Annotated in this window: 20 protein-coding genes and 2 pseudogenes; 15 read left to right on the top strand and 7 right to left on the bottom strand. The window is 59.5% G+C overall.

The window, feature by feature from the left end; genetic code table 11:
• Window positions 1-6 precede the first annotated feature (6 nt).
• Genes EFB14_RS11570 through EFB14_RS11560 form a run of 3 tightly spaced genes read left to right on the top strand, consistent with a single transcriptional unit; the run spans window position 7 to window position 3072 of the window.
• A complete protein-coding gene (locus EFB14_RS11570) occupies window positions 7-1104 on the top strand; it encodes an ABC transporter ATP-binding protein (RefSeq protein WP_125842406.1) in 1098 nt (365 codons plus the stop codon).
• 33 nt (window positions 1105-1137) lie between these two features.
• The gene (locus EFB14_RS11565; protein ID WP_126825432.1) at window positions 1138-2301 is read left to right on the top strand and encodes a mandelate racemase/muconate lactonizing enzyme family protein; all 1164 of its coding nucleotides are present in this window, start codon (window positions 1138-1140) and stop codon (window positions 2299-2301) included.
• Between the two features lie 21 nt (window positions 2302-2322).
• Window positions 2323-3072 carry a ribonuclease activity regulator RraA gene (locus tag EFB14_RS11560; protein WP_125842410.1) on the top strand — a complete coding sequence of 250 codons (750 nt, stop codon included), beginning with the start codon at window positions 2323-2325 and terminating at the stop codon, window positions 3070-3072.
• A gap of 18 nt (window positions 3073-3090) precedes the next feature.
• Here EFB14_RS11560 and EFB14_RS11555 read toward each other — a convergent pair whose 3' ends face one another.
• The 3 genes from EFB14_RS11555 to EFB14_RS11545 all read right to left on the bottom strand — a co-directional run bounded on the left by EFB14_RS11555 (window position 3091) and on the right by EFB14_RS11545 (window position 7027).
• Window positions 3091-5085 carry a glycosyltransferase gene (locus EFB14_RS11555; RefSeq protein WP_126825429.1) on the bottom strand — a complete coding sequence of 665 codons (1995 nt, stop codon included), beginning with the start codon at window positions 5083-5085 and terminating at the stop codon, window positions 3091-3093.
• Window positions 5067-6299, bottom strand: a complete 1233-nt coding sequence (locus EFB14_RS11550; RefSeq protein WP_126825426.1) for an HlyD family secretion protein — start codon at window positions 6297-6299, stop codon at window positions 5067-5069. Before EFB14_RS11550 ends, EFB14_RS11555 begins: the two co-directional genes overlap by 19 nt.
• Before the next feature lie 359 nt (window positions 6300-6658).
• Complete coding sequence (locus EFB14_RS11545) at window positions 6659-7027, bottom strand: hypothetical protein (protein WP_245438236.1); 369 nt, start codon at window positions 7025-7027, stop codon at window positions 6659-6661.
• 404 nt (window positions 7028-7431) lie between these two features.
• On the opposite strand from EFB14_RS11545, the gene EFB14_RS11540 reads away from it, so the two are divergent.
• The gene (locus EFB14_RS11540) at window positions 7432-8454 is read left to right on the top strand and encodes a class I SAM-dependent methyltransferase (protein ID WP_126825423.1); all 1023 of its coding nucleotides are present in this window, start codon (window positions 7432-7434) and stop codon (window positions 8452-8454) included.
• Between the two features lie 58 nt (window positions 8455-8512).
• Here the strand turns inward: EFB14_RS11540 and EFB14_RS11535 are convergent, their stop codons facing one another.
• A complete protein-coding gene (locus tag EFB14_RS11535; RefSeq protein ID WP_126825420.1) occupies window positions 8513-9697 on the bottom strand; it encodes an MFS transporter in 1185 nt (394 codons plus the stop codon).
• Window positions 9698-10118: 421 nt separating this feature from the next.
• Here EFB14_RS11535 and EFB14_RS11530 point away from each other — a divergent pair, with 421 nt between their 5' ends.
• Entirely contained in the window at window positions 10119-10955 is an 837-nt protein-coding gene (locus EFB14_RS11530; RefSeq protein ID WP_126825417.1) for an alpha/beta fold hydrolase, read from the top strand.
• A 77-nt stretch (window positions 10956-11032) separates the two neighbouring features.
• Window positions 11033-11749, top strand: a complete 717-nt coding sequence (locus EFB14_RS11525) for a gamma-glutamylcyclotransferase (RefSeq protein ID WP_126825925.1) — start codon at window positions 11033-11035, stop codon at window positions 11747-11749.
• A gap of 9 nt (window positions 11750-11758) precedes the next feature.
• On the opposite strand, the gene EFB14_RS11520 is transcribed toward EFB14_RS11525, so the two are convergent.
• The gene (locus tag EFB14_RS11520) at window positions 11759-12658 is read right to left on the bottom strand and encodes a LysR family transcriptional regulator (RefSeq protein WP_126825414.1); all 900 of its coding nucleotides are present in this window, start codon (window positions 12656-12658) and stop codon (window positions 11759-11761) included.
• A gap of 114 nt (window positions 12659-12772) precedes the next feature.
• On the opposite strand from EFB14_RS11520, the gene EFB14_RS11515 reads away from it, so the two are divergent.
• Window positions 12773-13705, top strand: coding sequence for a VOC family protein (locus tag EFB14_RS11515; RefSeq protein WP_125842426.1), 933 nt, complete (start codon window positions 12773-12775; stop codon window positions 13703-13705).
• A 95-nt stretch (window positions 13706-13800) separates the two neighbouring features.
• Window positions 13801-13959, top strand: a pseudogene (locus EFB14_RS33385) (4-aminobutyrate--2-oxoglutarate transaminase); the annotation flags it as partial.
• Between the two features lie 28 nt (window positions 13960-13987).
• Here the strand turns inward: EFB14_RS33385 and EFB14_RS11505 are convergent.
• Entirely contained in the window at window positions 13988-14884 is an 897-nt protein-coding gene (locus EFB14_RS11505) for a LysR family transcriptional regulator (protein WP_164737519.1), read from the bottom strand.
• Window positions 14885-14992: 108 nt separating this feature from the next.
• Between EFB14_RS11505 and EFB14_RS11500 the strand changes: the two genes are divergently transcribed.
• The 3 genes and pseudogenes from EFB14_RS11500 to EFB14_RS11490 all read left to right on the top strand — a co-directional run bounded on the left by EFB14_RS11500 (window position 14993) and on the right by EFB14_RS11490 (window position 18446).
• Window positions 14993-16216: an acyl-CoA dehydrogenase gene (locus EFB14_RS11500; RefSeq protein WP_126825408.1), complete on the top strand. Its 1224-nt coding sequence runs from the start codon at window positions 14993-14995 to the stop codon at window positions 16214-16216.
• Window positions 16216-17372 (top strand): annotated as a pseudogene (locus EFB14_RS11495) (CaiB/BaiF CoA transferase family protein). The gene EFB14_RS11500 and the pseudogene EFB14_RS11495 overlap by 1 nt, the downstream one beginning before the upstream one ends.
• Window positions 17373-17468: 96 nt before the next feature.
• The gene (locus EFB14_RS11490) at window positions 17469-18446 is read left to right on the top strand and encodes a phosphodiester glycosidase family protein (RefSeq protein ID WP_125842434.1); all 978 of its coding nucleotides are present in this window, start codon (window positions 17469-17471) and stop codon (window positions 18444-18446) included.
• 140 nt (window positions 18447-18586) lie between these two features.
• Here the strand turns inward: EFB14_RS11490 and EFB14_RS11485 are convergent, their stop codons facing one another.
• Window positions 18587-19861: an epoxide hydrolase family protein gene (locus EFB14_RS11485; protein WP_245438237.1), complete on the bottom strand. Its 1275-nt coding sequence runs from the start codon at window positions 19859-19861 to the stop codon at window positions 18587-18589.
• A 463-nt stretch (window positions 19862-20324) separates the two neighbouring features.
• Here EFB14_RS11485 and msuE point away from each other — a divergent pair, with 463 nt between their 5' ends.
• From msuE to EFB14_RS11465, 4 genes are all read left to right on the top strand, one after another.
• Window positions 20325-20909: an FMN reductase gene (gene msuE, locus EFB14_RS11480; RefSeq protein ID WP_125842436.1), complete on the top strand. Its 585-nt coding sequence runs from the start codon at window positions 20325-20327 to the stop codon at window positions 20907-20909.
• A 27-nt stretch (window positions 20910-20936) separates the two neighbouring features.
• A complete protein-coding gene (sfnG, locus tag EFB14_RS11475; RefSeq protein ID WP_126825405.1) occupies window positions 20937-22046 on the top strand; it encodes a dimethylsulfone monooxygenase SfnG in 1110 nt (369 codons plus the stop codon).
• 110 nt (window positions 22047-22156) lie between these two features.
• Window positions 22157-23068 carry an ABC transporter ATP-binding protein gene (locus EFB14_RS11470; protein ID WP_126825402.1) on the top strand — a complete coding sequence of 304 codons (912 nt, stop codon included), beginning with the start codon at window positions 22157-22159 and terminating at the stop codon, window positions 23066-23068.
• Window positions 23068-23964, top strand: coding sequence for a branched-chain amino acid ABC transporter permease (locus EFB14_RS11465; protein WP_126825399.1), 897 nt, complete (start codon window positions 23068-23070; stop codon window positions 23962-23964). Before EFB14_RS11470 ends, EFB14_RS11465 begins: the two co-directional genes overlap by 1 nt.
• Window position 23965: the final 1 nt, after the last annotated feature.

The raw sequence follows: 23965 nt of genomic DNA, 5'->3' as shown, positions 1-23965 counted from the left end.
CTGCCGGTGGCCCACGTGGTCCTCAAAGATCTGGTCAAGACCTATGGCAGCTTCAAAGCTGTCAACAATGTTTCGCTGACGGTCAACGACGGCGAATTCGTTGCACTCGTCGGCCCTTCAGGCTGCGGCAAGACAACCACGCTCAATCTAGTGGCCGGGCTCATCCCCATCACATCTGGCGACATCGTCATCGGCGACAGGGTGGTCAACGACCTCGACCCCAAGGACCGGGACATCGCAATGGTGTTCCAGAACTACGCGCTCTATCCGCAGAAATCGGTCTACAAAAATCTGGCGTTCCCGCTGCAGATGCGCAAACTGCCAAGGGACGAGATCGACAGGAAGGTCAAGGAAGCAGCGCGCGTGCTCGACATGACGCAGCTGCTCGAGCGCAAGCCGCGTGAACTTTCGGGCGGGCAACAGCAGCGCGTGGCGCTGGGCCGTGCCCTCGTTCGAGATCCGGCGGTCTTCCTGATGGATGAACCACTCTCCAACCTCGACGCAAAGCTGCGCGTGCAGATGCGGTCGGAGATCAAGCGTTTCCACCAGGACCTCAACGCGACGATCATCTACGTGACGCACGACCAGCTCGAAGCGGTAACCATGGCCGACAGGATGGCGGTGATGAACGGCGGCTACCTGCAGCAATACGATACGCCGGCGCAGGTCTTTGCCCATCCTGTGAACATGTTCGTCGCCAGCTTCGTCGGCAGCCCGGCGATGAGCCTTGTTCCGCTGGAGGCATCAACGGCAAACGGCAGCACTGTGTTGACGAGCGCGGAGGGCTGGCGCCTCGAACTCTCGCCAGAAAACGCTCAGAAGGTCTCGAGGGCAACAACCAGGAAAGTCGTGCTCGGCGCACGACACTCGACGATCAGGCTGCATAAGAGTGCGATACCTGGAAGCGTCCCTGCCAAGGCCTACACGGTGGAGCCGACCGGAGACGTCACTTTCGTGCAGGCGTTCCTGTCAGGCGCCATCGTCAATGTCAGCGTGCCGCCGACCATTGCCGTGGCGCCCGACGAACAAATTTGGCTCGAGTTCGATCAGGAGCGGATGCATCTGTTCGACGGCGAAACAGAAATGGCACTCAAGGCCAACTAAGACCAGGCGGATGCGTGTGAAACGAGGGCGTGGATGACTGCAAAGCTTAAGATCACGGCGATCAAGCCCTATCCAGTATGGGTAGGAACCCGCAACCAGATGCTGGTCAAGGTCGAGACCGACGATGGCATCTTCGGCTGGGGTGAGAGCGGCTTGAGCGGGCGCGAGAAGGCCGTGGCGGGCGCGATCGAGCACTATCGCGAATTTCTCATCGGCCGCGACCCGATGCAGATTGGTCGGATCTGGCAAGAAGTTTATCGCAGCCAATACTTCGAAGGCGGGCGCGTTCTGCAGGCGGCGATTTCCGCGATCGACATTGCCCTTCACGACATCAAGGGCAAGGCGCTGGGGGTGCCGGCCTACGATCTGTTGGGCGGCAAGCAGCGCGACCGCATTCCGACCTTCGCCTCGACCGGTGACGAGGCCGAGGGCGATGTTGCCATCGAACGGGCCCGCGAACTACGCGCACAAGGGTGGCAGGCGATCCGCTTCTTCCCCATCGGGCAAAACAGCAGGGATATCTTTGAGCCGCGGGAATCGATCGGGCCGACCGCACGAATGCTGAACAAGGCGCGTGAAGCGCTGGACGACGACGTCGTCCTCGGCATCGACTATCATCATCGGCTGTCGGTGGCAGAGGCGGCGAGCTTCTGCAACAAGCTCGGCCGTGGCGTGCTTGATTTCCTCGAGGAGCCGATACGAGACGAGACACCCGAGGCCTACGAATCCCTGCGAACGATGACCGACATCCCGTTCGCGATCGGCGAGGAATTTGCCAGCAAATGGCAGTTCCTGCCCTACATCGAGCGCGGCATCCATCAGTTCAACCGGCTCGATGTTTGCAATGTTGGCGGGCTCACTGAAGCGATGAAGGTGGCTGGCTGGAGCGAGGCGCATTATGTGGACCTGATGCCGCACAATCCCCTCGGCCCAGTCTGCACGGCCGCGACCATCCATCTCGCCGCGGCGGTGCCGAATTTCGCTTGGCTCGAGACAAGGGCGCCCGAAGCAAAGCTGGGCTTCGATAATTCCGACTTCTTCCCCGTACAACCACGGCTCGACGGTCCCGACTATCCGGTCAGCGATCTGCCGGGGCTCGGCGTCGAGGTCAACGAAGAGGCGGTTAAGGCGGAGAGCTTTCGTTTCTGGGAAGCGCCTCACCTGAAGCGCCGCGACGGTTCTGTCACAAACTGGTAGTTTCATTCACCGGAGCCTAAAATGACGCACACGCCCGACATTACGCGACCGCCCAAAGAGCTGATCGACGCACTGAAGGAAATCGGCGCCGCTACGGTTTCCGGCACACTTGGCCACATGGGCTTCCGCAATCCGCACATGGTCGGTCCCGTGGCGCAGAATCGTGGGAAATCGATCGTCGGGCCGGCGCTGACGCTTCAATTCCTGCCGCAGCGGCCGGATCTCTTCACCGAGGGAGAATATGCTGATCCGGAGACGCAGTTGCACCGGCACGTGCTCTATCACGCGCAGGAGGGCGATGTGGTCGTGGTCGACGCGCGCGGCGACATGAGCTCGGGCGTCTTCGGCGATATGATGTCGACCTATTTCAAAGGCAGAGGCGGCGCTGGCATCGTAGTCGACGGGTGCATGCGCGATCGGCCCAATGTCGAGAAGCTAGATCTCCCCTTATGGCTGCGTGGCTGGACGCCCAACTACCATGTGCAGACCAGCATCTATCCCAATGCCGTCAACGTTCCGATTGCCTGCGGCGGTGTCACGGTAATCCCCGGCGACATCATCGTCGCCGACGACGACGGGGTGGTGGTGCTTCCAGTCGCAATGGCCTCAAAGGTAATCGAAGAGTCGCAAAAGCATCACGATTGGGAGGAGTTCTCGCGAGCGAAGCTTATGGAGGGCGGGTCGTTGCAGCGCTACTATCCGCTGCATGACGATGCCCGCGGAGAGTACGAAGAGTGGCGCAAAACAAACCGCTTGGGGAACCGAAGTTAGCCTATGGGTTACCCGAGGCTACAACGTGCGTGTCCGCCCGAACGACCGCAGAAGAAGATTAAGAGAGACCGCGACTTTATCGATGTCGCGAATGTCCTGCGAATATTGACCTGTGTAGAGTTTCACAATCATGCTGTCGCGAGCGGAGCCACTGAGTTCGAAATACAGATGCAGGTAGTAAGATTGCTTGTCACCGCCGCGACTTATGCTCCTGCGTCGTTGGGTGACCTGTCTTAGCTCTGATTTGAACGGAGCAAAGCCGGGCAGTTTAAGCACGACGGATTTGGATTGAAATCGGGCCATGGTGGGGACTGCAACGACCGCCTTGTCCAGTGCCAAACTTACGATTTGGCCAGGGACATCGTCTACGATTGCGGGTTCATCGAGCTTGAACGCATGAAACAGGCGCCGGGGTTTCTCAAAGCAGATGAGTGACGCGATGAGCAAGACGACGATATTGATACCTGACCACCAGGCCGCGACCGGTGAAAACTGGCCTTGTACGTGCGACGTTTCCGGCACGATGTTGACCAGCAGACCAAGGACGGTGACCGCAATCATGCTTGCGATCCAGGCTAAGCTGTAACGGTCGAACTGGTTCGACTCGTTGCCACTGCCCTTTGGCGTCACCCTGAACGGCTTGCCAAATGGCCGCACGAGGCTGGAGACCACAGTAGGCAACATGCGAAATGTCGCAAAGGTCCCGACTGCACTGGAAATCACAGGCAGATAGCGCGTCGGGGTGATCCACAGCATAAGCAGAAAATACGCCGCCAGCAGCGGCACCTGATGGGCCACATAATCGGCTATATCGGTGAAATAAAGCGGGATCAGCCCGAGCCAGAGATAGACGATGGGAACGAGCAATATCATGAAGCGGACCAGATATTGCACCAGCCATGATGCTGGCAGGAACATGATCCGTTGAAAGAGCGTCAATCCCGGGCCGCGCAGCGGGCCATTATAAAGGTAAAGGGTTTGAATTCCTCCCTGACACCACCGTTCGCGCTGCACAAAATAACCGGTCAGGTTTTCGGCAGCCAATCCCATCGACAGCCGTTCGTTCAGGTAGCGCGTTTTGTAGCCTTTGTTGAGCATTGAAAGAGTTGTCAGCAGGTCTTCCGTGATCGACTCCGTCGGAAACCCTCCTATCGCGTCAACGGCCTTGCGGCGGGCAATCGAGCATGACCCGCAGCAGAAGCTGACGTCCCAGGCGTCTCTGCTGGGCGCGATCTCGTCGAAGAACAAGCGCTGTTCGTCCGGCCAGATATTCTCCAAACCCAGGTTCGATTGCACCGGATCGACATTGAAGAAATGTTGAGGTGTCTGGACGATGCCGATGCTTTCATCGCTGAAGAAGGGCAGAGTCCGGCGAAGGAAATGTCGATAGGGAACGAAATCGGCGTCGAAGACTGCAACAAACTCGCCCGAACTGACCTGCAGCCCATTGTTCATATTGCCTGCTTTGGCGTGTTTGTTGTCGCCGCGAGTGACGTGGATGGCGTTCTTCTCTTCGCAATAGGCCTTCAGCCAGTCTCGGCGTTGATCGTCGAGCACATACACCTTCAACTTGTCGGAAGGATAATCCAGCGAGAGCGCGCCGATGATGGTTCGCTCGAGCACGTCGAGCGGCTCATTATAGGTGGGAATGAAAACATCGACAGTCGGAAGTTCAGACTGCTCTTGCGCAAAGAAAACGCGAGCCAGCCTGTCCGCTTCTGCGCTCCGGTCGACGTAGCGGCTCATCAATACCAGAAAAAGGATGACCTCGAAGCACGCCAGAATCTCCACGACGAAGAGGATCCAAACCCAGTAGAAACTCGCACCGTCGTTGGGATAGGGGAGCACTGTCTCCGTCAAGCGCCAGAACATGTATCGCAATGCGACTACTGCGACAAACGCGCAGGTCACCGCCCGTGTCCAGGTGTGCTGGCGCGACCAATTGAATGGCCCCAGGAAAAAGAAGGCTAAAACGAGGAAAGTCGGAACCAGCGCTACAAGATACTGAACCACAGGCTTTTGACCCAGTTGGACACGTCGATCCCATGCTTCGAGAACCGTACCTGCACTGTACGCCCCACTTGGCAGGAATTCGCAAAATCGTCGTTCATGACGGATGGATCAAGGCGAACCCGAATACGGGCATTGCGCTGTGTCGACGGCGGCAAACTGGCGGCAAAGGAATCGGTCTCGACCGAAGCCGAACTGCCTCTGACAGAAGTGACCGTGCCCTTGAAGACATCGCTGCGGCCGAACAAGCGCACCTGCGCGACAAGCCCAGGATAGATCTCGTCATAATTGACCTCGGGAACAAGGATATCCACAAACAGCTCTCGACAGTCGAGGAGGCGCATCAGCTCGTCGTTCAGCACGACGTTCGAACCGTGGACGATACTCCTGCTCCAAACAACGCCGTCGAACGGCGCTATCGCAGTTGCGGATTCAAGGCTGCCGACACGGTTTCCCTCTTCGACCAACTGCTTTTGAACTTCAGTAGCTTTTGTCTCATTTTCCGCTATGCGTGAGTTCAAGTCGTTGATGCGAACGACAACCTCGTCCTCGCGCTGTCGCGAATAAGGCACGTCATTCTGTCCGTCGCCGAAGACAAAAATTCCCTGGCGGACCGCATTGAGCCTTTGTTGCAATTGATCGACGGTTAGATTGCTGATTTCGACTTCGCCGCCGGTCGCAGCTCCCGCGGCGCGCGCGGCCTCAACCAGCTTCTGCGTAAGTATGCCTTTTGACTCGAGCTCCATCCGACGGTTCAGGTCGACCTGTGCGACCAGATCCTGCGCTTGCGACACCTCGACTTTCTTCCGCAGGATTTCGACTTCGCGTTCGAGATTGGCAATGGTCGTCTGCTTGTAGACTTCCAATCTGGCAGATAATTCTTCGCGAAGCGCGGAAAGCTCCTCCCGTTCCTTTTTAAGTGCCGCGACGCGGTCGAGCGCCGTGTTGCGATCTGCCTCGAGCGAAGCGAGAATTGCGCGATTAACGCGCGTATTTCTGATTTCCGCGAGGGATTGTCCCTCTCTGACCGGGCTACCGACCTTGAGGGGTTCTTCCGCAATCGTGCCGTCGATAGGAGCATTAACAATAGCGAACCGCGCATTGACGATGCCATCAAGGCTCGTAAAGCCGGTTATCGCTGGCAATGAGACGACAGCGATGATTGCCAGCAGCAGCAGACCAACGGTGATGCGTGTGATGCGATGGTTCCAGATCATGGTGTCATCCGAAGGTATCGCTTTAGCGTCCATTGACCTGTCGATCTGGTACAATGAATGCAACTAAATATTGCATAATCTAATGCAGCAAAAACTAATAGACAAGTGATGGTCGTATACGTTCGGGAGAAACAGGTCAGCCCTGGACGAAGCTCCGCTTTGAAGGCCTACAGCGCCTGTTCGATCAGGGGCTTGTTCCGGCCAACAGAGTGTATGCCTTGCAGCGGGAGGCTACGAACCTGACGGGGGGGGCGGCTCAGAACGTGATCCCGCCTGCGACAATCATTCACCTCAAAATCGATCCTGGCTGCCGGCTGGTCTTTCTAACCGAAGCAAAGCGACCGTTGCTTCGGTCGCAATCAACGATTACGCCGCATGACGAACGGTCGCTGCAGCAACAGGGCCGGCTCGGGAAGATCGGTGTCTGGGGATGTTGCCATTCCACCAAGCAGGTTGCGGAAATCTGCCACCATTTTGTTGGGCACGATGCCAATCGCCAGGCCGCCGGCGATTGCCAGCAGGTGAAACGCTGGGACTGGCAAGGCGCCAGCTGCCGGCGCCATCAGCAGTTCCTGTACAAAGCGATGCAGCAGGTAGATGGGGAAGGCAGAGACTGCGATCATTGTTACCAAACGGCCTAGCCATACGGGCAAGCGAATCCGCGGCAAATAAAGAAGGGCAAGAAGTGGGCGAAGATCGTCAGATATTTGATCGTCGTTCCAATCCAAACCGTTTCCCAGAAGGCGAGATAACTAAGCACAGCCGCAGCAATCGTCGTCAGAGCGATCCGCCGCGCCGCATTATCGGCAAGGCCCGCGCACCAGCATAGTCAACTAACTGGCGGCGTCACCCGTCGGTTTTTGAAATCCAATGGGCGGGTTTCCTTCCAAAATCGCCGCAAGGCGAGACCATCCCGTAGGATAACGCCGAGAGGGCGGTTCGATCTGCAGTCTGCCGGCGAGGTGGAACAACTCGAATTGCGTCGGCGGCGGGCGGCAGGACAGCGCGCGGGCATTGAGGCGAGGCATCCGATAGGGTTAGCGCGGTGCGTATTGTAGGATATGCGAATATAGAATAATTTCCGCGTCTGGCGCTGCCCGGCAAAAACGGCCGAGAGCTCCCGGGGGATACCATGGAAACAATCGTCGAGGACGCTCCTGCCGGCGTCGTGTCACCCGAACTCGTGGTCGATGCACTGTTTGCATGCCGAAAGACGGCGGCAATCAGGGCGGCCATCGAGCTTGATCTCTTTACTCACATCGGCGACGGCGAAACGGCAACATTGCTGGCGTCGGCAACACGCGCCTCGGAGCGAGGGGTGCGCATCCTTTGCGACTACCTCGTGGTCCATGGTTTCCTGACAAAGGAGAGTGGACGGTACCGAATGACGCCCTCGACCAGAATGTTCCTCGATCGCAATTCGCCGGCCTATATGGGCTCTGCCGTCGAGTTCGTCGCCGCACCCGAGATATTGGGTAATTTTCTGCGTGATCCGGCCGCCATCGTGCGAAACGGCGGCTCGGCCGGGCTTGCCAACATGTCTGCAGACAATCCCGTCTGGTTGAAATTTGCCCGCGGCATGGGCTCCTTTACTGGGCTCAGTGCCAAGATACTGGCCGGCGAGATCTCCGGCTGGCCGAGGTCTCCCAAAAGGGTCTTGGACATCGCTGCAGGTCCAGGCGTTTTCGGGATCGAAATTGCGAAGGCCCTTCCGTTGGCGGAGATCGTCGCCGTCGACTGGGCCGCCGTATTGGAGCTATCGAGGCAGAATGCGGAAAAAGCCGGCGTGGTTGACCGGTACCGGACGATCGCCGGTAGTGCCTTTGATGTGGATTGGGGCACGGGTTATGATCTCGTGCTGCTTCCGAATTTTCTGCACCACTTCGATTTGCCGACATGTGCCCAGCTGTTACGAAAGATCATCGCGAGCCTTGCAAAGGATGGTCGGATCGTCGCGGTCGATTTCGTGCCGGACGAAGATGGCGTGTCGCCACCTTTTCCCGCGGCCTTCTCCTGGGAGATGCTCGCCAGCACGCCGGCGGGACAGGCTTATACCCAAAGTGAGTTGACTGAGATGGCAAGACTGGCTGGCCTTTCCGGCGTCATGGTCAAACCGATGCCGCCAACTCCGGCAAGCCTCATTGTCTTTGAATAGCCGACCGGCCGTCGCTGCGTCGCCTGGCTGACACCGGGTTGGTTAGACCATCAAGCCGTCATCCGTTGACGCTCCGAACAGTTGCAACGCTACCGCCGCCGGCAGCCCGGCGCGTGGCGAGCGCCTTGACCGAAAAGAGCGCGTAGATAATCAGCGGAAGGCAGGCGAGATAGGATGTCCTGATGCCTGCATGTTCGGCAATTAAACCGAGTAGCGGCGGCGCCAGGAAGAAGACGACGAAGGTCATCTGGCCGAGAGCGGCGACGTTGAGATACGCCGCGCGATCAGTGCGCTGGGCTGCTGCCGAGACGGCGAGAGGATAGACCGCGCTGCAGCCGGCGCCCATCAAGGCGAAGCCGGCCAGTGCGACATAGGCATGCGGTGCGCCCCAGACGGCGCAGATGCCGATTGCCGAAAGCACAAGCAGCATCGTGGCGACGGCCCGCGCGCCAAACCGATCGACCAACGGATCGACGAACAGGCGCGCCAGCGCCATGCAAAAGGTAAAGAATGTCAATCCGAGTCCGCCGATGAAGGGCTCGACTGAAAACACGTCGCGCATATAGATCGCCGACCAATCGATCCCGGCACCTTCGACGAGAAAGGCGGCGATGCCGATTACGCAGAGCGGCATTAGCCCCCAGGTAGGAAGCGCTATCGGCGGCGCCTTGCCTTCATCCAACGTGATCCGCGCCGGCGCATCGCGCATGCCGGCGATCGCCCAGATGCCGATGACAAGGACCGCGACAAAGGTCGCGGCGAGATGTAGCTGCATCGAAATACCGGCTTGGCGGACGACCGAGGAGACAAGCGCCGTGACGAAGAAGCCGAGGCTCCAGAAACCATGGGCCCTGTTCATCACGCCGCGTCCCAGTTGCGCTTCGATGCGGTCAATCTCGACGTTGAGATTGATCTCCAGCGCCCCGGCGAGCAGCCCCTCGGCGAAAAACAAACAGAATACGAACGGCGCAGCACCGATCCATGGCACCAGCGACAGCAGCGCAGATGTGCCGAGAACTGTAATGAACGCCGTCGTCCGCGCGCCGAGCCGGGCGATCAAGGGCGAAGACAAAGTCAACGAAATCAAGGCGCCGATCGCAGACCCTATCAACGTCAACCCAAGCTCGGACTTATCGACGCCAAGCGCAACCTGCAAATCCGGCATCCTCGACAACAGCGCCCCCAGCGACACGGCGAAGAGAAAGAAGCAGACATAGATCCGCTGCTGCGGTGCAATTTTCATGATGCAACTCCGGGGATTGACGCGTCGAAGCAGAACACGCGCTTTTGGATCTGTGATGAATACCTCACGGGGACGGAGATCAAAACCTGTTTCTGAGGGCGGGCTTGTTCCAACTGCCCGCCACCAGACCCATATCACACGTCATTGCGCATTATTGCGAAAAGAGCAATTAAATCGAAATAATTGATGCAATTGTTGCCGCGACCGAGTGATGGCAATTTCTCTACATCAGACGAACACAGCGTCGGCTGAAGACGAAACAACGAAGGTCGCAGGACGCGAACATGACCAATTCTCTCTTTTTGACACGCCGCGCCGCTGCCCTCCGGAGCCGCCGTCGCAACGATGGCGCTCTCTACCCCTTTTGAGCTTTGCAGCTAACTCCTCTTCCACCGCCAATTCAATCAAAGGAAACAAGACTATGAATATCGTCACCACCAAGGACGGCGTCGAAATCTTCTACAAGGATTGGGGTCCGAAAGACGCCCAGCCGATCGTCTTCCACCACGGCTGGCCACTGTCTTCGGACGACTGGGACGCGCAGATGCTTTTCTTCATGTCCAAGGGCTATCGCGTCGTCGCCCATGACCGCCGTGGCCATGGCCGGTCCGCCCAGGTCGCAGACGGTCATGATATGGATCATTACGCTGCCGACGCCTTCGCCGTCGTCGAACACCTCGACCTGAAGAACGCCATCCATATCGGCCACTCCACCGGCGGCGGTGAAGTCGCTCGCTATGTGGCCAAGTATGGCCAGCCGGCCGGCCGCGTCGCCAAGGCCGTTCTCGTTTCCGCCGTCCCGCCGCTGATGCTGAAAACAGATAGCAACCCGGAAGGCCTGCCGATCGGCGTCTTCGATGGTTTCCGTTCTGCGCTTGCCGCCAACCGCGCACAGTTCTTCCGCGATGTTCCGGCCGGTCCGTTTTACGGCTTCAACCGCGACGGTGCCAAGGCTCAGGAAGGCGTGATCCAGAATTGGTGGCGCCAGGGCATGATGGGCGGCGCCAAGGCTCATTACGACGGTATCAAGGCTTTCTCTGAAACCGACCAGACGGAAGACCTGCAGGCAATCACCGTTCCGACGCTGGTTCTGCACGGCGAAGACGACCAGATCGTGCCGATCGCTGACTCGGCGCTGAAGTCGGTCAAGCTCTTGAAGAACGGCTCGCTGAAGACCTATCCCGGCTTCTCGCACGGCATGCTGACTGTCAATGCCGACGTGCTGAACGCCGACCTTCTCGCATTCGTTCAGTCCTGACGCAAATGGGTGGCCGCGGCGGAAACCCGCCGTGGCCGCTCGGCCAAATCCTTGACGAAACACTGATTGAGACGATGATGCTGTTAACGCCCGAACTTGTTGCCCTGACCATCAGAAACGTCTGCGACGACGGCCCGGAGCCGGGCTGGACGCCGCTTTCGGAAGCAGAGCTCGATCGTCTCGTCGACAGGATCGAAAGCGATGCGGGCAGCGATCCCGTTTTTGTCTTTGCCTACGGGTCCCTGATCTGGAATCCGGAATTTCAACCAGTCAGCCGCCAGCGTGCCACCGCTCACGGTTGGCACAGGTCCTTTTCCCTGAAAATCAAGCGTTGGCGGGCCACCAGCGACCAGCCGGGTCTGATGATGGCCCTTGAGCGGGGTGGCCAGTGCGACGGTATTGTTTTCGAGCTATCGGCCGATCGGCGGCGTCAAGATCTTCGCGCCCTCGTTGCTCGCGAGATCAAGTATCGCGAGGTCATCGACATGGCGCGGTGGCTTCCCGTGCGAACCCAAAACGGTGCTCGAAAGGCTCTGACATTTTGGGCAAGTACCAAGCGGTCTGGGCTCACGACACCACTGCCCGCCGAGCAGGCATCTTCGCTGATCGCAGGCGCCTGTGGCCAAGGCGGATCCTGCGCCGAGTATCTGCACAATACGATCGTCGATCTGGACGCGGAGGGTATCCGTGACCGCAATTTGTGGCGTTTGCAGGCTCTGGTTGCTGCAGAAATCATCGGCCGCCAGAACATGCCGGGCGGCACGCTGGCGAGCACTCCGCCCGCCGATCAGTGAATTTGGTACTCAGTCGAGCATCACCATATGGGACACGACCTGCTCTTCGAAGAATTTCGAGAACGAAGCTATGCGGGGTGGCAGGGTCTGATAGGGCGGGTAATAGAGCGTCAGCCAGAGGTCCGGCGGCGACCATCCCCGGAGGACGTGGACGAGGCGTCCGGCTCTCAAATGTTCTGCGATATGAAATCCAGGCAGCATCGCAACGCCGGCGCCATCGGCGGCCATGTCGGCAAGCACTTCGCCATTGTTGGCGCTGAACGCCCGGCCGGCCGAGATCGTCATGCTCGATCCACCATCCGACAGCAGCCAGTTCTCCCGTCGGCTTTCGCCGCTATAGGCAAGGCAATCGTCGGGTGTGAGCTCGCTCGGGTGCTGCATCTCGGCGAACCGGCTGCCGGGTGCCGCGACGAGAATGCGCGGAACGACTTGGATCTTGCGCCAGATCGTGAACTTGTCCGATGGTTGGGACGAGATGCGTATGGCAAGGTCGTAATCGTCATCGACGATATTCACGAGTCCGTCTGAGAGCGAGATCTCGAAGCTCATCTTCGGATAGAGTTCCCGGAAGCCCGAAAGGATTGGCGGCAGGACTGCCTTGCCGAACCAGGTCGGCGCACTAATCCTCAGGCGTCCCTGATCGGCCTTATGTGCGTTCCGGACATCCTTGCGGGCATTTTCGAGTGCATCGACGGCCGGCTGTATCTGTGCGGCAAAGACCGCACCATCGGTCGTCAGCGACACCTGGCGCGTCGTGCGCACGAACAGCTGAACCCCGAGATCGTCTTCAAGGGCCGCAATCGCTCTCGTTACAGCAGCCGGGGTCATGTCGAGCTCGCGCGCGACCTGGGCGAAATTCCGCTTCTCGGCCGCCAGCAGGAAGGTTTTCAGGGCTTTATAGTCATTCATCTCGATTATTTCAAAAACGGCAATTCATTCGAAAGAAATATTGCAATTCCGCGATGCAATCAACCCGGTTAAATCGAACGTAACGAACAAGGCCAGAGCAGAAAGGCACAGGTCATGATTAAGGATATCAAGGGACTGCATCACGTCACCTCCATGGCGTCGGATGCAAAGCAGAACAACAGGTTCTTCACCGACACGCTCGGCCTGCGCCGCGTCAAGAAGACCGTCAACTTCGATGACCCGAGCGTCTACCACCTCTACTACGGCGATGAAAACGGCACGCCTGGCACCGTCATGACCTACTTCCCCTTTCCCAACATGATGCTTGGCCGCCCGGGCGTCGGTGAAGTCGGCGAAACCCAGTTCGCCATTCCCAAGGGCGCGCTTTCTTTTTGGAAGGACCGCTTCGCTATACAGGGCGTCGGCGGGGTAGAAGCCGACACGGTATTCGGCGCTAAACGCCTGCGCTTCATCGGTCCTGACGGCGATGGTTTCGCATTGGTCGAGACCGCCGATGATAACCGCGCGGCCTGGATCGGCGAGGGTATGTCAGAAGATGTTGCCATCCGCGGCTTTTCGGGAGCGCGCTTCAACCTTCATGACACAGCAGCCACCGAAGAACTCCTTCGCTTCATGGGCTATGAACGCGCAGAGGCCGAAGGCGACGTCACCCGGTTCATCATTCCAGGTGGCAATGGCGCCGACACGATCGATCTGGCTTTGCTCCCGAAGACGCCGTTTGCCCGCCAGGGTGCCGGGTCTGTCCATCACATCGCCTTTGCCGTAGAAAACCGCGAAAAACAGCTCGAGGTGCGCAAGGCGCTGATGGATACCGGCTATCAGGTCACCCCGGTCATCGACCGCGATTATTTCTGGGCGATCTACTTCCGCACGCCGGGCGGGATCCTGTTCGAAATCGCCACCAACGAGCCAGGTTTCGATCGGGACGAGGATACCGCTCACCTCGGCGAAGCACTCAAGTTGCCGAGCCGCTACGAAAACTTCCGCGAACAGATCGAGGCCAATCTCGAGTCGCTCGCAGCCTAAGATTGAGGTTTCTAACCTCATCACCAGATCAAACACGTCCTTGCCTTTCGACACGGCTGCCTGATGCAGGCAGCCGTGTCGCCGAAGCCGAGGCGCGCGGCCTCATCCTTCTCTCATGTGGCACGCGCCTGAACGTGATCCGTCTGCTACCGCCCCTGACGATTGAATGGGACGTCCTCTCGGAAGGCCTGGATATCCTGGAGGCGGCCATCGAGGCGGCATTTTCCCTGCCGTCCGACACCGCGGCGGTATAGCTTCGCAAGCGAGAACTGTCCTGAGAACTCAGGAGACCCCGGAACGCAGTTCCGCGCCGAGCCAGGCGCGGAAAGCCTCGAGCGGCGGGTAATCGGCCCGCGATTGCGGCCAGACCAGCCAGTAGGATCCCGACCCCGGCACCGATCTCTTCAAGACCGGCACCAGCCGTCCTTCGGCGATTTCACTGTCGGCGAGATAATTCGGAAGAAGGGCGACGCCGAGCCCCGAAATCGCCGCCTGTGTCATCGTCGCGAACTGATCGAAGAGCATGCCCGTCACAATTGCTGGTTCCGAGCCTTGGGCGGCAAACCACAGTCTCCACGCATTCGGCCTGGTTTCCAGCTGCAGAAGGGGCAGGCCGGCCATGTCGCCGGCCGAAGCGATCGGATGTTCGGCAAGCAGCGCCGGTGAAATGCAGGCCGTCAGCCGTTCTTCGAACAGTCGCATGTGATCGGCATCGCGCCAATCGTCCGCACCGAAATGAATGGCGGCATCGAAACCCTCGGCCGCGAAATTGAAGCGCTTGAGCCGTGTTGCCAGGTTGATCGTGATGCCGGGATGTTTGACGAGAAATTCGCCCAGCCGCGGCGCCAGCCAACGCGTGCCGAAGGCCGGCAGGATCGCCAGCGACAGGGCACCGCCGCTCGGATTGGCGGAAAATTCCATGCTGCTGCGCTGAATGAGTTCGAGCGCCCGGCTGACATCCCGCCCGTAGGCATGGGCGGCTTGCGTGGGGATAAGCTTCTGCCTGTGCCGTTCGAAAAGCGGACGGCCGAGCTGTTGTTCCAGATTCTGGACCAAGCGGCTCACCGTGCTCTGGTTCAGGTCGAGTTCGCGCGCCGCCGCTGCGGTCGAACCCGTTCTGAGGAGGGCGTCGAAAGCCGATAGGAGACTTATCGAGGGCAAAAAGCGGCGCGGGCGCATACAGCCTATGCACTCCATGAATGAAGTTAGGCCTAAATAGGGTTTTTTCCCCCTTATCGCAATCGTTATCTACATAGGAAGCCGCTTCGCCATTTCGAGGGGAAATCCGTGACTGCCGATAGAAACGCAACCGCCTTCAAAGCTTCATCCCAAACGAGTGCCTTCGCCTGGGACGATCCCTTCCTTCTCGACGACCAGCTTTCCGAAGAGGAGCGCATGATCCGCGATGCGGCCAGGGCTTTTTCCGAAGCCGAATTGCTGCCGCGTGTTCAGGATGCCTACCTCGAGGAACACACCGATCCTGCGTTGTTCCGATTGATGGGCAAGGCCGGGCTCCTCGGCGTGACCTTGCCGGAGAAATATGGTGCTGCCGGCGCCAATTATGTTGCTTACGGTCTGGTCGCCCGGGAAGTCGAGCGCATCGATTCCGGCTATCGCTCGATGATGAGCGTGCAGTCCTCGCTGGTGATCTATCCGATCTATGCCTACGGATCCGAAGAGCAGCGGGACAAATACCTGCCGGGGCTCGTTTCCGGTGAATTGATCGGCTGCTTCGGCCTGACCGAGCCGGATGCCGGTTCCGATCCGGGCGGCATGAAGACCCGCGCAGAGAAGATCGACGGCGGCTACCGCTTGCGCGGCTCGAAGATGTGGATCTCCAATGCGCCGATCGCCGATGTCTTCGTCGTCTGGGCGAAATCGGAAGCGCATGATGGCCAGATTCGCGGCTTCATCCTCGAAAAGGGAATGAAAGGCCTGTCCGCGCCGAAGATCGGCGGCAAGTTGTCGCTGCGCGCTTCGATCACCGGCGAGATTGTGCTCGACGGCGTTGAGGTCGGCGAGGATACGCTGCTGCCTGGTGTTGCGGGCCTCAAGGGACCGTTCGGCTGCCTCAACCGCGCGCGCTACGGCATTTCCTGGGGCGTGCTCGGCGCCGCTGAGGATTGCTGGTTCCGCTCCCGGCAATATGGGCTCGATCGTATTCAGTTCGGCAAGCCGCTCGCCGGCACCCAGCTTTTCCAGAAGAAGCTCGCCGACATGCAGACGGAGATCGCGCTCGGGCTGCAAGGCAGCCTCCGCGTCGGCCGCCTGATGGATGCGGGCCGGTTCGCGCCTGAAATGGTTTCGATCGTCAAGCGCAACAATTGCGGCAAGGCGCTCGAGATCGCCAGGCACGCTCGCGACATGCACGGCGGCAATGGCATCCAGATCGAATATCATGTCATGCGCCATGCCCAGAACCTCGAAACGGTCAACACCTATGAGGGCACGCACGACGTCCATGCGCTGATCCTTGGCCGCGCCCAGACCGGAATCCAGGCGTTCTTCTGATGGCCGGCCTAAACAGCGCGCCGCTTGCCGGCCTGAAAGTGGTGGAACTCGCCCGCATTCTGGCAGGCCCCTGGATCGGCCAGACGCTTGCCGATCTCGGTGCCGAGGTCATCAAGATCGAAAGCCCGCAAGGCGACGATACCCGCAGCTGGGGTCCACCCTTCATCGAATGGCCAGACGGCAAAGGCGGTACCGAGAAGGTGGCAGCCTATTTTCACGCGGCAAATAGGGGCAAGACCTCAATCACCTGCGATTTCGCCGATCCGGAGGATCTTGCCCGCGTCAGGGCCCTGATCTGCCAAGCGGATGCGTGGTCGAAAACTTCAAAGTCGGCGGATTGAAGAAATTCGGGCTCGACCATGAAAGCGTCGCCGCGATCAATCCGCGCATTGTCTATGTATCCGTCACGGGCTTCGGCCAGACTGGTCCGCGCGCGCAACAGCCGGGCTACGATTTTCTGATACAGGGCATGTGCGGGATCATGGACTTGACCGGCGAGCCCGACGGCGAGCCGCAAAAAGTCGGTGTCGCTTGGATTGATGTCTTCACCGGGCTCTACGGTGTCATCGGCATTTAGGCCGCACTTGCAGAGCGCGAACGCTCCGGCCTCGGCCAGCAGGGCGATCTGGCGCTCTTCGACGTCGGCGTCGCTGTGCTGGCCAATCAGGCGATGAACTACCTCGCAGGCGGCAACGTACCTCGGCGCATGGGCAATGCGCATCCCAATATCGTGCCTTACCAGGTCTTTCCGGCCTCCGACGGCCATCTCATCATCGCCTGTGGCAACGACCGGCAATTCGTAGCTCTCTGCAGCCTGCTGGGCCTTCACGGGGTTGCGGACAACCCGGCCTTTGCCACCAATCCGGCACGGGTGGAGAACCGCGAGACGCTTTGCGCCTTGATAGCGGAAAAGACCAGCCTCAGGCCAAAGGCGGCGCTGATTGCCGACCTCGAGAGGGCAGGCGTTCCGGGCGGGCCGATCAACAGCGTGGCCGAGGCTATCGACGAGCCGCAGATCAAGGCACGCGGGCTGAGGATCGCGCCGGAAGGCCTGCCGGGTTTGAGAACGCCGATCGGCTTGTCGCGCAGCCCCCTGACGCTCGACAAAGCCTCACCGACATTGGGTGACGGACATTGGAGTTTTTCCTCAAGGTGACCGTCGTAGAAAAGCCTCACTTGAAATTGCATTTGCGCAGGGCGAGCGCATCGCGCGGCATACCGAACCTAGCTATTTTCTTTTAGAGATTTTTTGATGTCAGTAGTTCGCAAGCTCCTACTCGGGCTGACTGCAGCGTTGGTCATTGTGATTGTTGCAGGCGCTGGTTGGCTCTGGCAAGTCGCGGGCGCCTATGGGTTCAACTCGATATTGCGTCGCGGCGGAACCTATTGGATCACCGTGAAGCCTGACGACGAGCGGCTATCCGACTCGATGCAATTGGCGTTGAAGAGCCCTGTCCCGTCCGTGCAGCCGGGGCCGCTGGCATGGCAACAGCCGGAGCCTGGCTTCGAGGTGGCGGAGCTGCCGGTGCTAGCCGATGGTCGCGAAGTCGATCGCATTTTTCTGAGCAGGATTGATCCGGCGCGCTTCCGCTTCGTCGTCCATAATGCACCCAAGGGTGATACGGGTATTGACGAGTGGGAATATGCCTTGCCCAAGGCTGTGCTGATCGTCAACGGCAGCTATTACGATACGCATGGTCGGCCCGACACGCCCTTCATCAGTGAGGGCATTGCGCTGGGTCCCCAGCAGTATGATGCGAAGGCCGGGGCCTTCATTGCGGATGCAAACTCTGCCGACATACGTGACCTGACCCATCAAGATTGGCAGAGCGCCTTTGCCGCTTCGACGAATGCCATGGTTTCCTATCCGCTCCTGATCGGTGACGATGGCAAAACCCATGTGAACGTGAAAAGTCGCTGGCTGGCCAATCGCACCTTTGTTGCCAAGGACGGTTCCGGCCGTATTGTAATCGGCACCACAAAGGAAGCGTTCTTTTCCCTCGATCGGTTGGCGGAGTTTCTCAAGGCGTCTCCGCTGGATCTCAAGGTTGCCCTCAACCTCGACGGCGGACCCATCGCATGCCGCAGCGTCCGACTGAACGGATATAGTCAAAAGTTCTATGCTCGATGGGAGGCGCAGGTCGACGACGACAACGTCAAATTGCTGCGCTGGCCGATTCCACAGGCCACCTGGGCCATGCCAATGGTTTTGACGGTCGAGCATAGATAGCGAAAGGAACAGCAAGTCAGAGATGAGAGAACTCCGCCGGCATTCTGGTCGCGAGTGTCAAGTTCGAATCCTTTCGAGGCGTTCTCAATGGCGGGCCGGCGTTCACCACGCCGCCCCGCCGATTCATGCATTCGTTTTCATCAGCGGACAGATTTGAAAGCCGCACGAAGCTCTTCGGTGAAAAGCTGAGGCTGTTCCCATGCCGCAAAGTGGCCGCCTCTCGCGACTTGATTATAGTAGAACAGGCTCGGATAGGCCTGCTTGCTCCAGCTTTCGGGCGCTTGATAAATCTCCTTTGGGAATACGGAGATGGCGACGGGGACCTTGATGTCTTTGGTGTGCTGCGTCTCGGCACTGAAATTGTTGTTGTTGTTTTCCCAATAGAAACGCGAGGACGATGCTCCCGTGTTCGTCAGCCAGTAGAGTGTGATGTCGTTGAGCATTTCGTCTCTGGAGAGAACGCGCTCGGGGACGCCATCGCTGTCGCTCCACTGCGCGAACTTTTCGTACATCCATGCCGCAAGACCGGCCGGCGAATCAGATAGCGAATAACCGATCGTCTGCGGTCGCGTCACCATCAGGGCGCCGTAGGCGGCATTTCGTCCGAAAAACGTGCTGAGCGACTGGAAGGCTTGCCGCTCGGGAGGCGTCAGGTTTGACGGCGCGGGGTCGCCGCTGTTGATGGCCTTGGTCAAGTCGCCGGGGATTGTCGCCGGCATATTGAGATGTATTGCCAGAAGCCCCTTTGGTGCCTGGCGAGCAAGCGCATCGGAGATGACCGAGCCGTGATCCCCGCCCTGTGAAACATAGTGCTGATATCCAAGGCGTTTCATCAGGGTGTCCCACGCCCGCGCCGTGCGCTCAGGCCCCCAGCCGAGATCCGTGGGCTTCCCCGAAAAGCCGTAGCCGGGGATGGAAGGGACGACGACATCGAATGCATCCTCAGCCCGCCCGCCGTAAGCCGTGGGGTCGGTAAGAGGCCCGATCGTCTTGAGGAACTCGAATGTCGAGCCGGGCCAGCCGTGTGTCAGGATGATGGGGAGAGCATCGGGGTGGCGAGAGCGAACGTGGATGAACTGGATATCGACGCCGTCGATCGTCGTGATGAATTCCGGCAGCGCATTGAGTTGCGTCTCGGCCTTTCGCCAATCGTAATCGGTTCCCCAATAGCGGACCAACTCCTGGACTTGCGCCAGTTGAATGCCCTGGGATGAATCGCCAACGGTTTCCTTATCGGGCCAGCGCGTCTCCGCAATGCGCCCGCGCAGATCGTCTAGCTGAGATTGTGGCACGTGAACCTGGAACGGGCGGATGCTCTCGTCGCGATCGGTCGTATTCAACGATGGGGCCGAAACGACGTCGGCGGCGTTTGCCTGAACGACATATCCGCCGGGAGCGAGGGTAATGGCGACCATCGTCACGGCGATGAAGCGGCCGTATTTCTGCGGGGAAGCCTTTGCGGTCTCAGTCATAGGTACTCTCCTTTGCTTACGCTCTGTTTGCGCAAAGGAGGTTATGGCGGCGATGTATCTGAGATGTTTGGAGAATTGCCGGAAGTGTATCAAAACGTAGGAGGGTATTAGCAGGCTCGCTTTGCCGGTCATTGACTCCAGCGGGCGCACGGTGGAGCGTCCGCCAGTGCGGCGATCGATTTGGCGATTGCGCCTGTGGAGCCGGATTGGGGCGTCGAGGTAGCGCGATCTGTGGCGCGCAAGCTTTCGGCGATGACCTGAGCAGCATCTGTTCGGGCGGATGAAAATATTTTCTAAAATGGGTGTTCTTTGGAATTTGATGTTCCATTCATGGGTCAAATCGGACGGCGCGCTCATTGCATGTAATCTACTTAATTTATAGGGTTTATATAAATTGGAGGAGCCCATGCAGGAACTGCGTGTCATTGGAATATCTGGAAACGTGAAGGCTCCGTCCCGAACATCGGCGCTGGTCGCGTCCGTCCTTCGCCGTATCGAGTCCGAGCTTGGCTTGCCCGGGCGGCACATCGATTTGGCTGTATCTGCACCGGCGCTCTTTCGAGCCTTGCGGGCCGACCAGCTGGATGAGGAAGGCGCGGAGATCGTGCGCTCGGTAGAGAGCGCGGATGTCCTGGTCGTCGGTTCCCCGGTTTATCGCGCTTCGTATAGCGGAGCACTCAAGCACCTGTTCGACCTGGTTCACTACGAGTCACTAATCGGCAAACCCGTGATTCTCGCCGCAACGGGCGGAACGCCATTGCACGGTTTGATGATCGACCATCAGCTCCGTCCGCTGTTCAGCTTCTTCAAGGCGCTGCCGCTGCCGACGTCGGTCTATGCGCTCGAAAGCGAGTTCGACTCATACGCCGTTGCAAGTCCGGACATCCAGAAACGGATCAGGGCAGCCGTGCGCGAACTGGAACTGATCGTTCCGCACGCCAGGGCACTCGCCTTGGCCCGTGCCGAAGAACAATCGCGGCTGATCGCCTGACAAACACGAATAAGCATGGAGAGACCGATGTCACAATCGAAGAAAGAACCTTTGAAGTTTGCCTACTGGGTGCCGAACGTATCGGGCGGCCTGGTCATCAGCTCGGTTGAGCAACGTACCGATTGGGGCATCGACTACAATCGCAAGCTCGCCCAGATCGCTGAACGGTCGGGATTTGAGTTTGCCTTGAGCCAGATTCGCTTCACGGCCGGATATGGCGCCGACAACCAGCACGAGTCGGTCTCCTTTTCCCACGCCCTTCTTGCGGCCACTGAGAAGCTTCGTGTCATTGCCGCCGTCCTGCCCGGGCCGTGGAACCCGGCGCTGCTTGCCAAGCAGATCGCCACCATCAGCCACCTCACCAACGGCCGTGTCGACGTCAACATCGTCTCCGGCTGGTTCCGCGGCGAGTTCGCCGCCATTGGCGAGCCTTGGCTCGACCATGACGAACGCTATCGCCGCTCCGAGGAGTTCATCCGTGCGATCCGCGGCATCTGGACGGAAGACGTCTATAACCTGCGCGGCGATTTCTATCGCTTCACGGATTATTCGATGAAGCCGAAGCCGATCGGCGGCATTCCACAGGTGTTCCAGGGCGGTTCCTCGCGCGCGGCTCGTGACATGGCGGCCCGCGTGTCCGATTGGTACTTCACCAATGGCAACACGCCGGAAGGTCTGAAGGACCAGGTCGATGACATCCGCACCAAGGAAAAGGCTTTCGGCAAGACCTGGCGCACGAAGATCGGCATGAATGCCTTCGGCATCGTCCGCTCTTCGGAGAAGGAAGCGCAGGAGGTCCTCCAGGAGATCCTCGACAAGGCCATCCCCGAGGCGGTCAAGGGTTTCCACCACGAGGTTCAGAATGCCGGGAATTCCTCGCCGGAGCGCGAAGGCAACTGGGCGAAATCCACCTTCCAGGATCTGGTGCAATACAATGACGGTTTCCGTTCAAACCTGATCGGCACGCCGGAACAGGTGGCCGAACGCATCATCGGTCACAAACGGGCGGGCGCGGACCTCATTCTGCTCGGCTTCCTGCATTTCCAGGAAGAGGTGGAATATTTCGGCAAGCACGTCCTGCCGATCGTCCGTGAACTCGAAGCGATCGAAGACCAGCGGCTGGAAGCCGCCGAGTAACGGCTTCCTTCCCAAACTGAAAAGCGAACGGCTCCCCATTCTAGGGGAGCCGGATGGTGGCGTGTGTCTTCAGGCAAGGCCTGCGGTCCCCGCGCACAACGGAGCAGACAATGGTGAATGCGCATTACACGGCACTCGATGAGACCTCTACGGTGAGGGAATATTCCCCGCTGCCGGTGTCCGGTCCATCGAGCCGTCGGGCGGCGGATGTCGACAGCAATGCGCTGAGCCATCCGCCGATATTGGCGCTCTCGGGCATCACGCTCTCCTTCGGCGGCGTCACGGCGATTGCCAATGTCGATCTTGCGGTCCAGCCAGGCGAGATCCGCGCGATCATCGGCCCGAACGGCGCCGGCAAAAGCTCTCTGATCAACGTGATTTCAGGGCAATACCGGCCGGATGCCGGCCATGTCAGCCTCAATGGCAAGACCTATGCGCAGGTGCCGGCGCAGAAAGCCGCGCGGCTGGGCATCGCCCGCACCTTCCAGAACCTTGCCCTGTTCAAGGGACTGACGGTTCTTGAAAACGTCATGACCGGCCTGACATTCCAGCGCCGCTCGACTTTCATCGGCCAGGTGTTCGGTTCGCCCCGCGCCCGCCGTGAGGAGCGCGAGGCGCGTGAACGGGCGCGGCAGGTCATCGGCTTCCTGCACCTCGGCCGTGTCCATGACCAGCTTGCCGGCTCGCTGCCCTATGGCTTGCAGAAGCGCGTCGAGCTTGCCCGGGCGCTGGTGCCCGATCCGCAGATCCTGCTGCTCGACGAACCGATGGCAGGCATGACCGCCACCGAAAAGCAGGAAATGGCAGGTTTCGTCCGCGCTGCACGGGAGGGTTACGGCACGACGATCATCCTGATCGAACACGATATCGGCGTGGTCATGGGACTTTCCGACCGGATCGCCGTGCTCGACTACGGCCGCAAGATCGCCGACGGCACGCCGGCCGAAGTGCGCGCCGACCAGGCCGTCATCGATGCCTATCTTGGCGTTGCCCGCGAGGACCAGGAAGAGGCGGACGTCTGATGGAAAGCTTCGACTACCTCTTCTTCTTCGAGGTGCTGACTGGCGGATTGCTGTCCGGCGTCATGTATTCGCTCGTCGCGATCGGTTTCGTGCTGATCTACAAGACCTCGGGTGTCTTGAATTTTGCGCAAGGCGCATTGCTCCTGTTTGCTGCTCTCACATTCGTTTCGCTGGTCGAGCGCGGAGTGCCTTTCTATCTCGCGCTTGTGCTCACCTTCGCTATCATGGTTCTGCTGGGCATCGGTATCGAACGCGCAGTGCTCCGGCCGCTCGTCAACAAGCCGCCGATCACGCTGTTCATGGCGACGCTCGGGCTTTCCTACGTCATCGAGGGAGCTGCCCAGCTTCTCTGGGGCACGCAGGTCCATGCCTTGGAACTCGGCATCGAGGACGTGCCCTTCGAATTTTATGGTGTCTTCATCTCGCAGTTCGATGTCTTCGCTTCGGCGGTCGCAGCGCTCATGGTCATCGGGCTGACGCTCTTCTTTCGTTACACCCGGGTCGGCCTGACCTTCCGCGCCGTGGCGGACGACCAGTTCGCGGCACTCGCCGTCGGGCTTCGCCTGCCGCGCATCTGGGCCACCGTCTGGGCAACCTCGGGGCTCGTCGCACTGGTCGCAGGCCTTCTCTGGGGTGCGCGCAGCGGCGTGCAGTTCTCGCTCTCGTTGGTGGTCCTGAAGGCCTTGCCGGTGCTCGTGCTCGGCGGTTTCGATTCGATCGCCGGCGCCATCATCGGCGGCCTGCTGATCGGCGCCTCGGAAAAGCTCGCCGAAGTCTATATCGGCGAATATTTCGGCGGCGGCATCGAGGGCTGGTTCGCCTACGCGATCGCGCTGGTCTTCCTGCTTATCCGCCCCTCCGGCCTGTTCGGCCAGAAGCTCGTGGAAAGGGTCTGAG

The sequence above is a fragment of the Rhizobium fabae genome (genome assembly GCF_003985135.1).
GTDB classification, from domain to species: Bacteria; Pseudomonadota; Alphaproteobacteria; order Rhizobiales; family Rhizobiaceae; genus Rhizobium; species Rhizobium pisi.
Note: the sequence above shows the minus strand (reverse complement) of the source record. Positions and strands in the feature narration are given on the sequence as shown.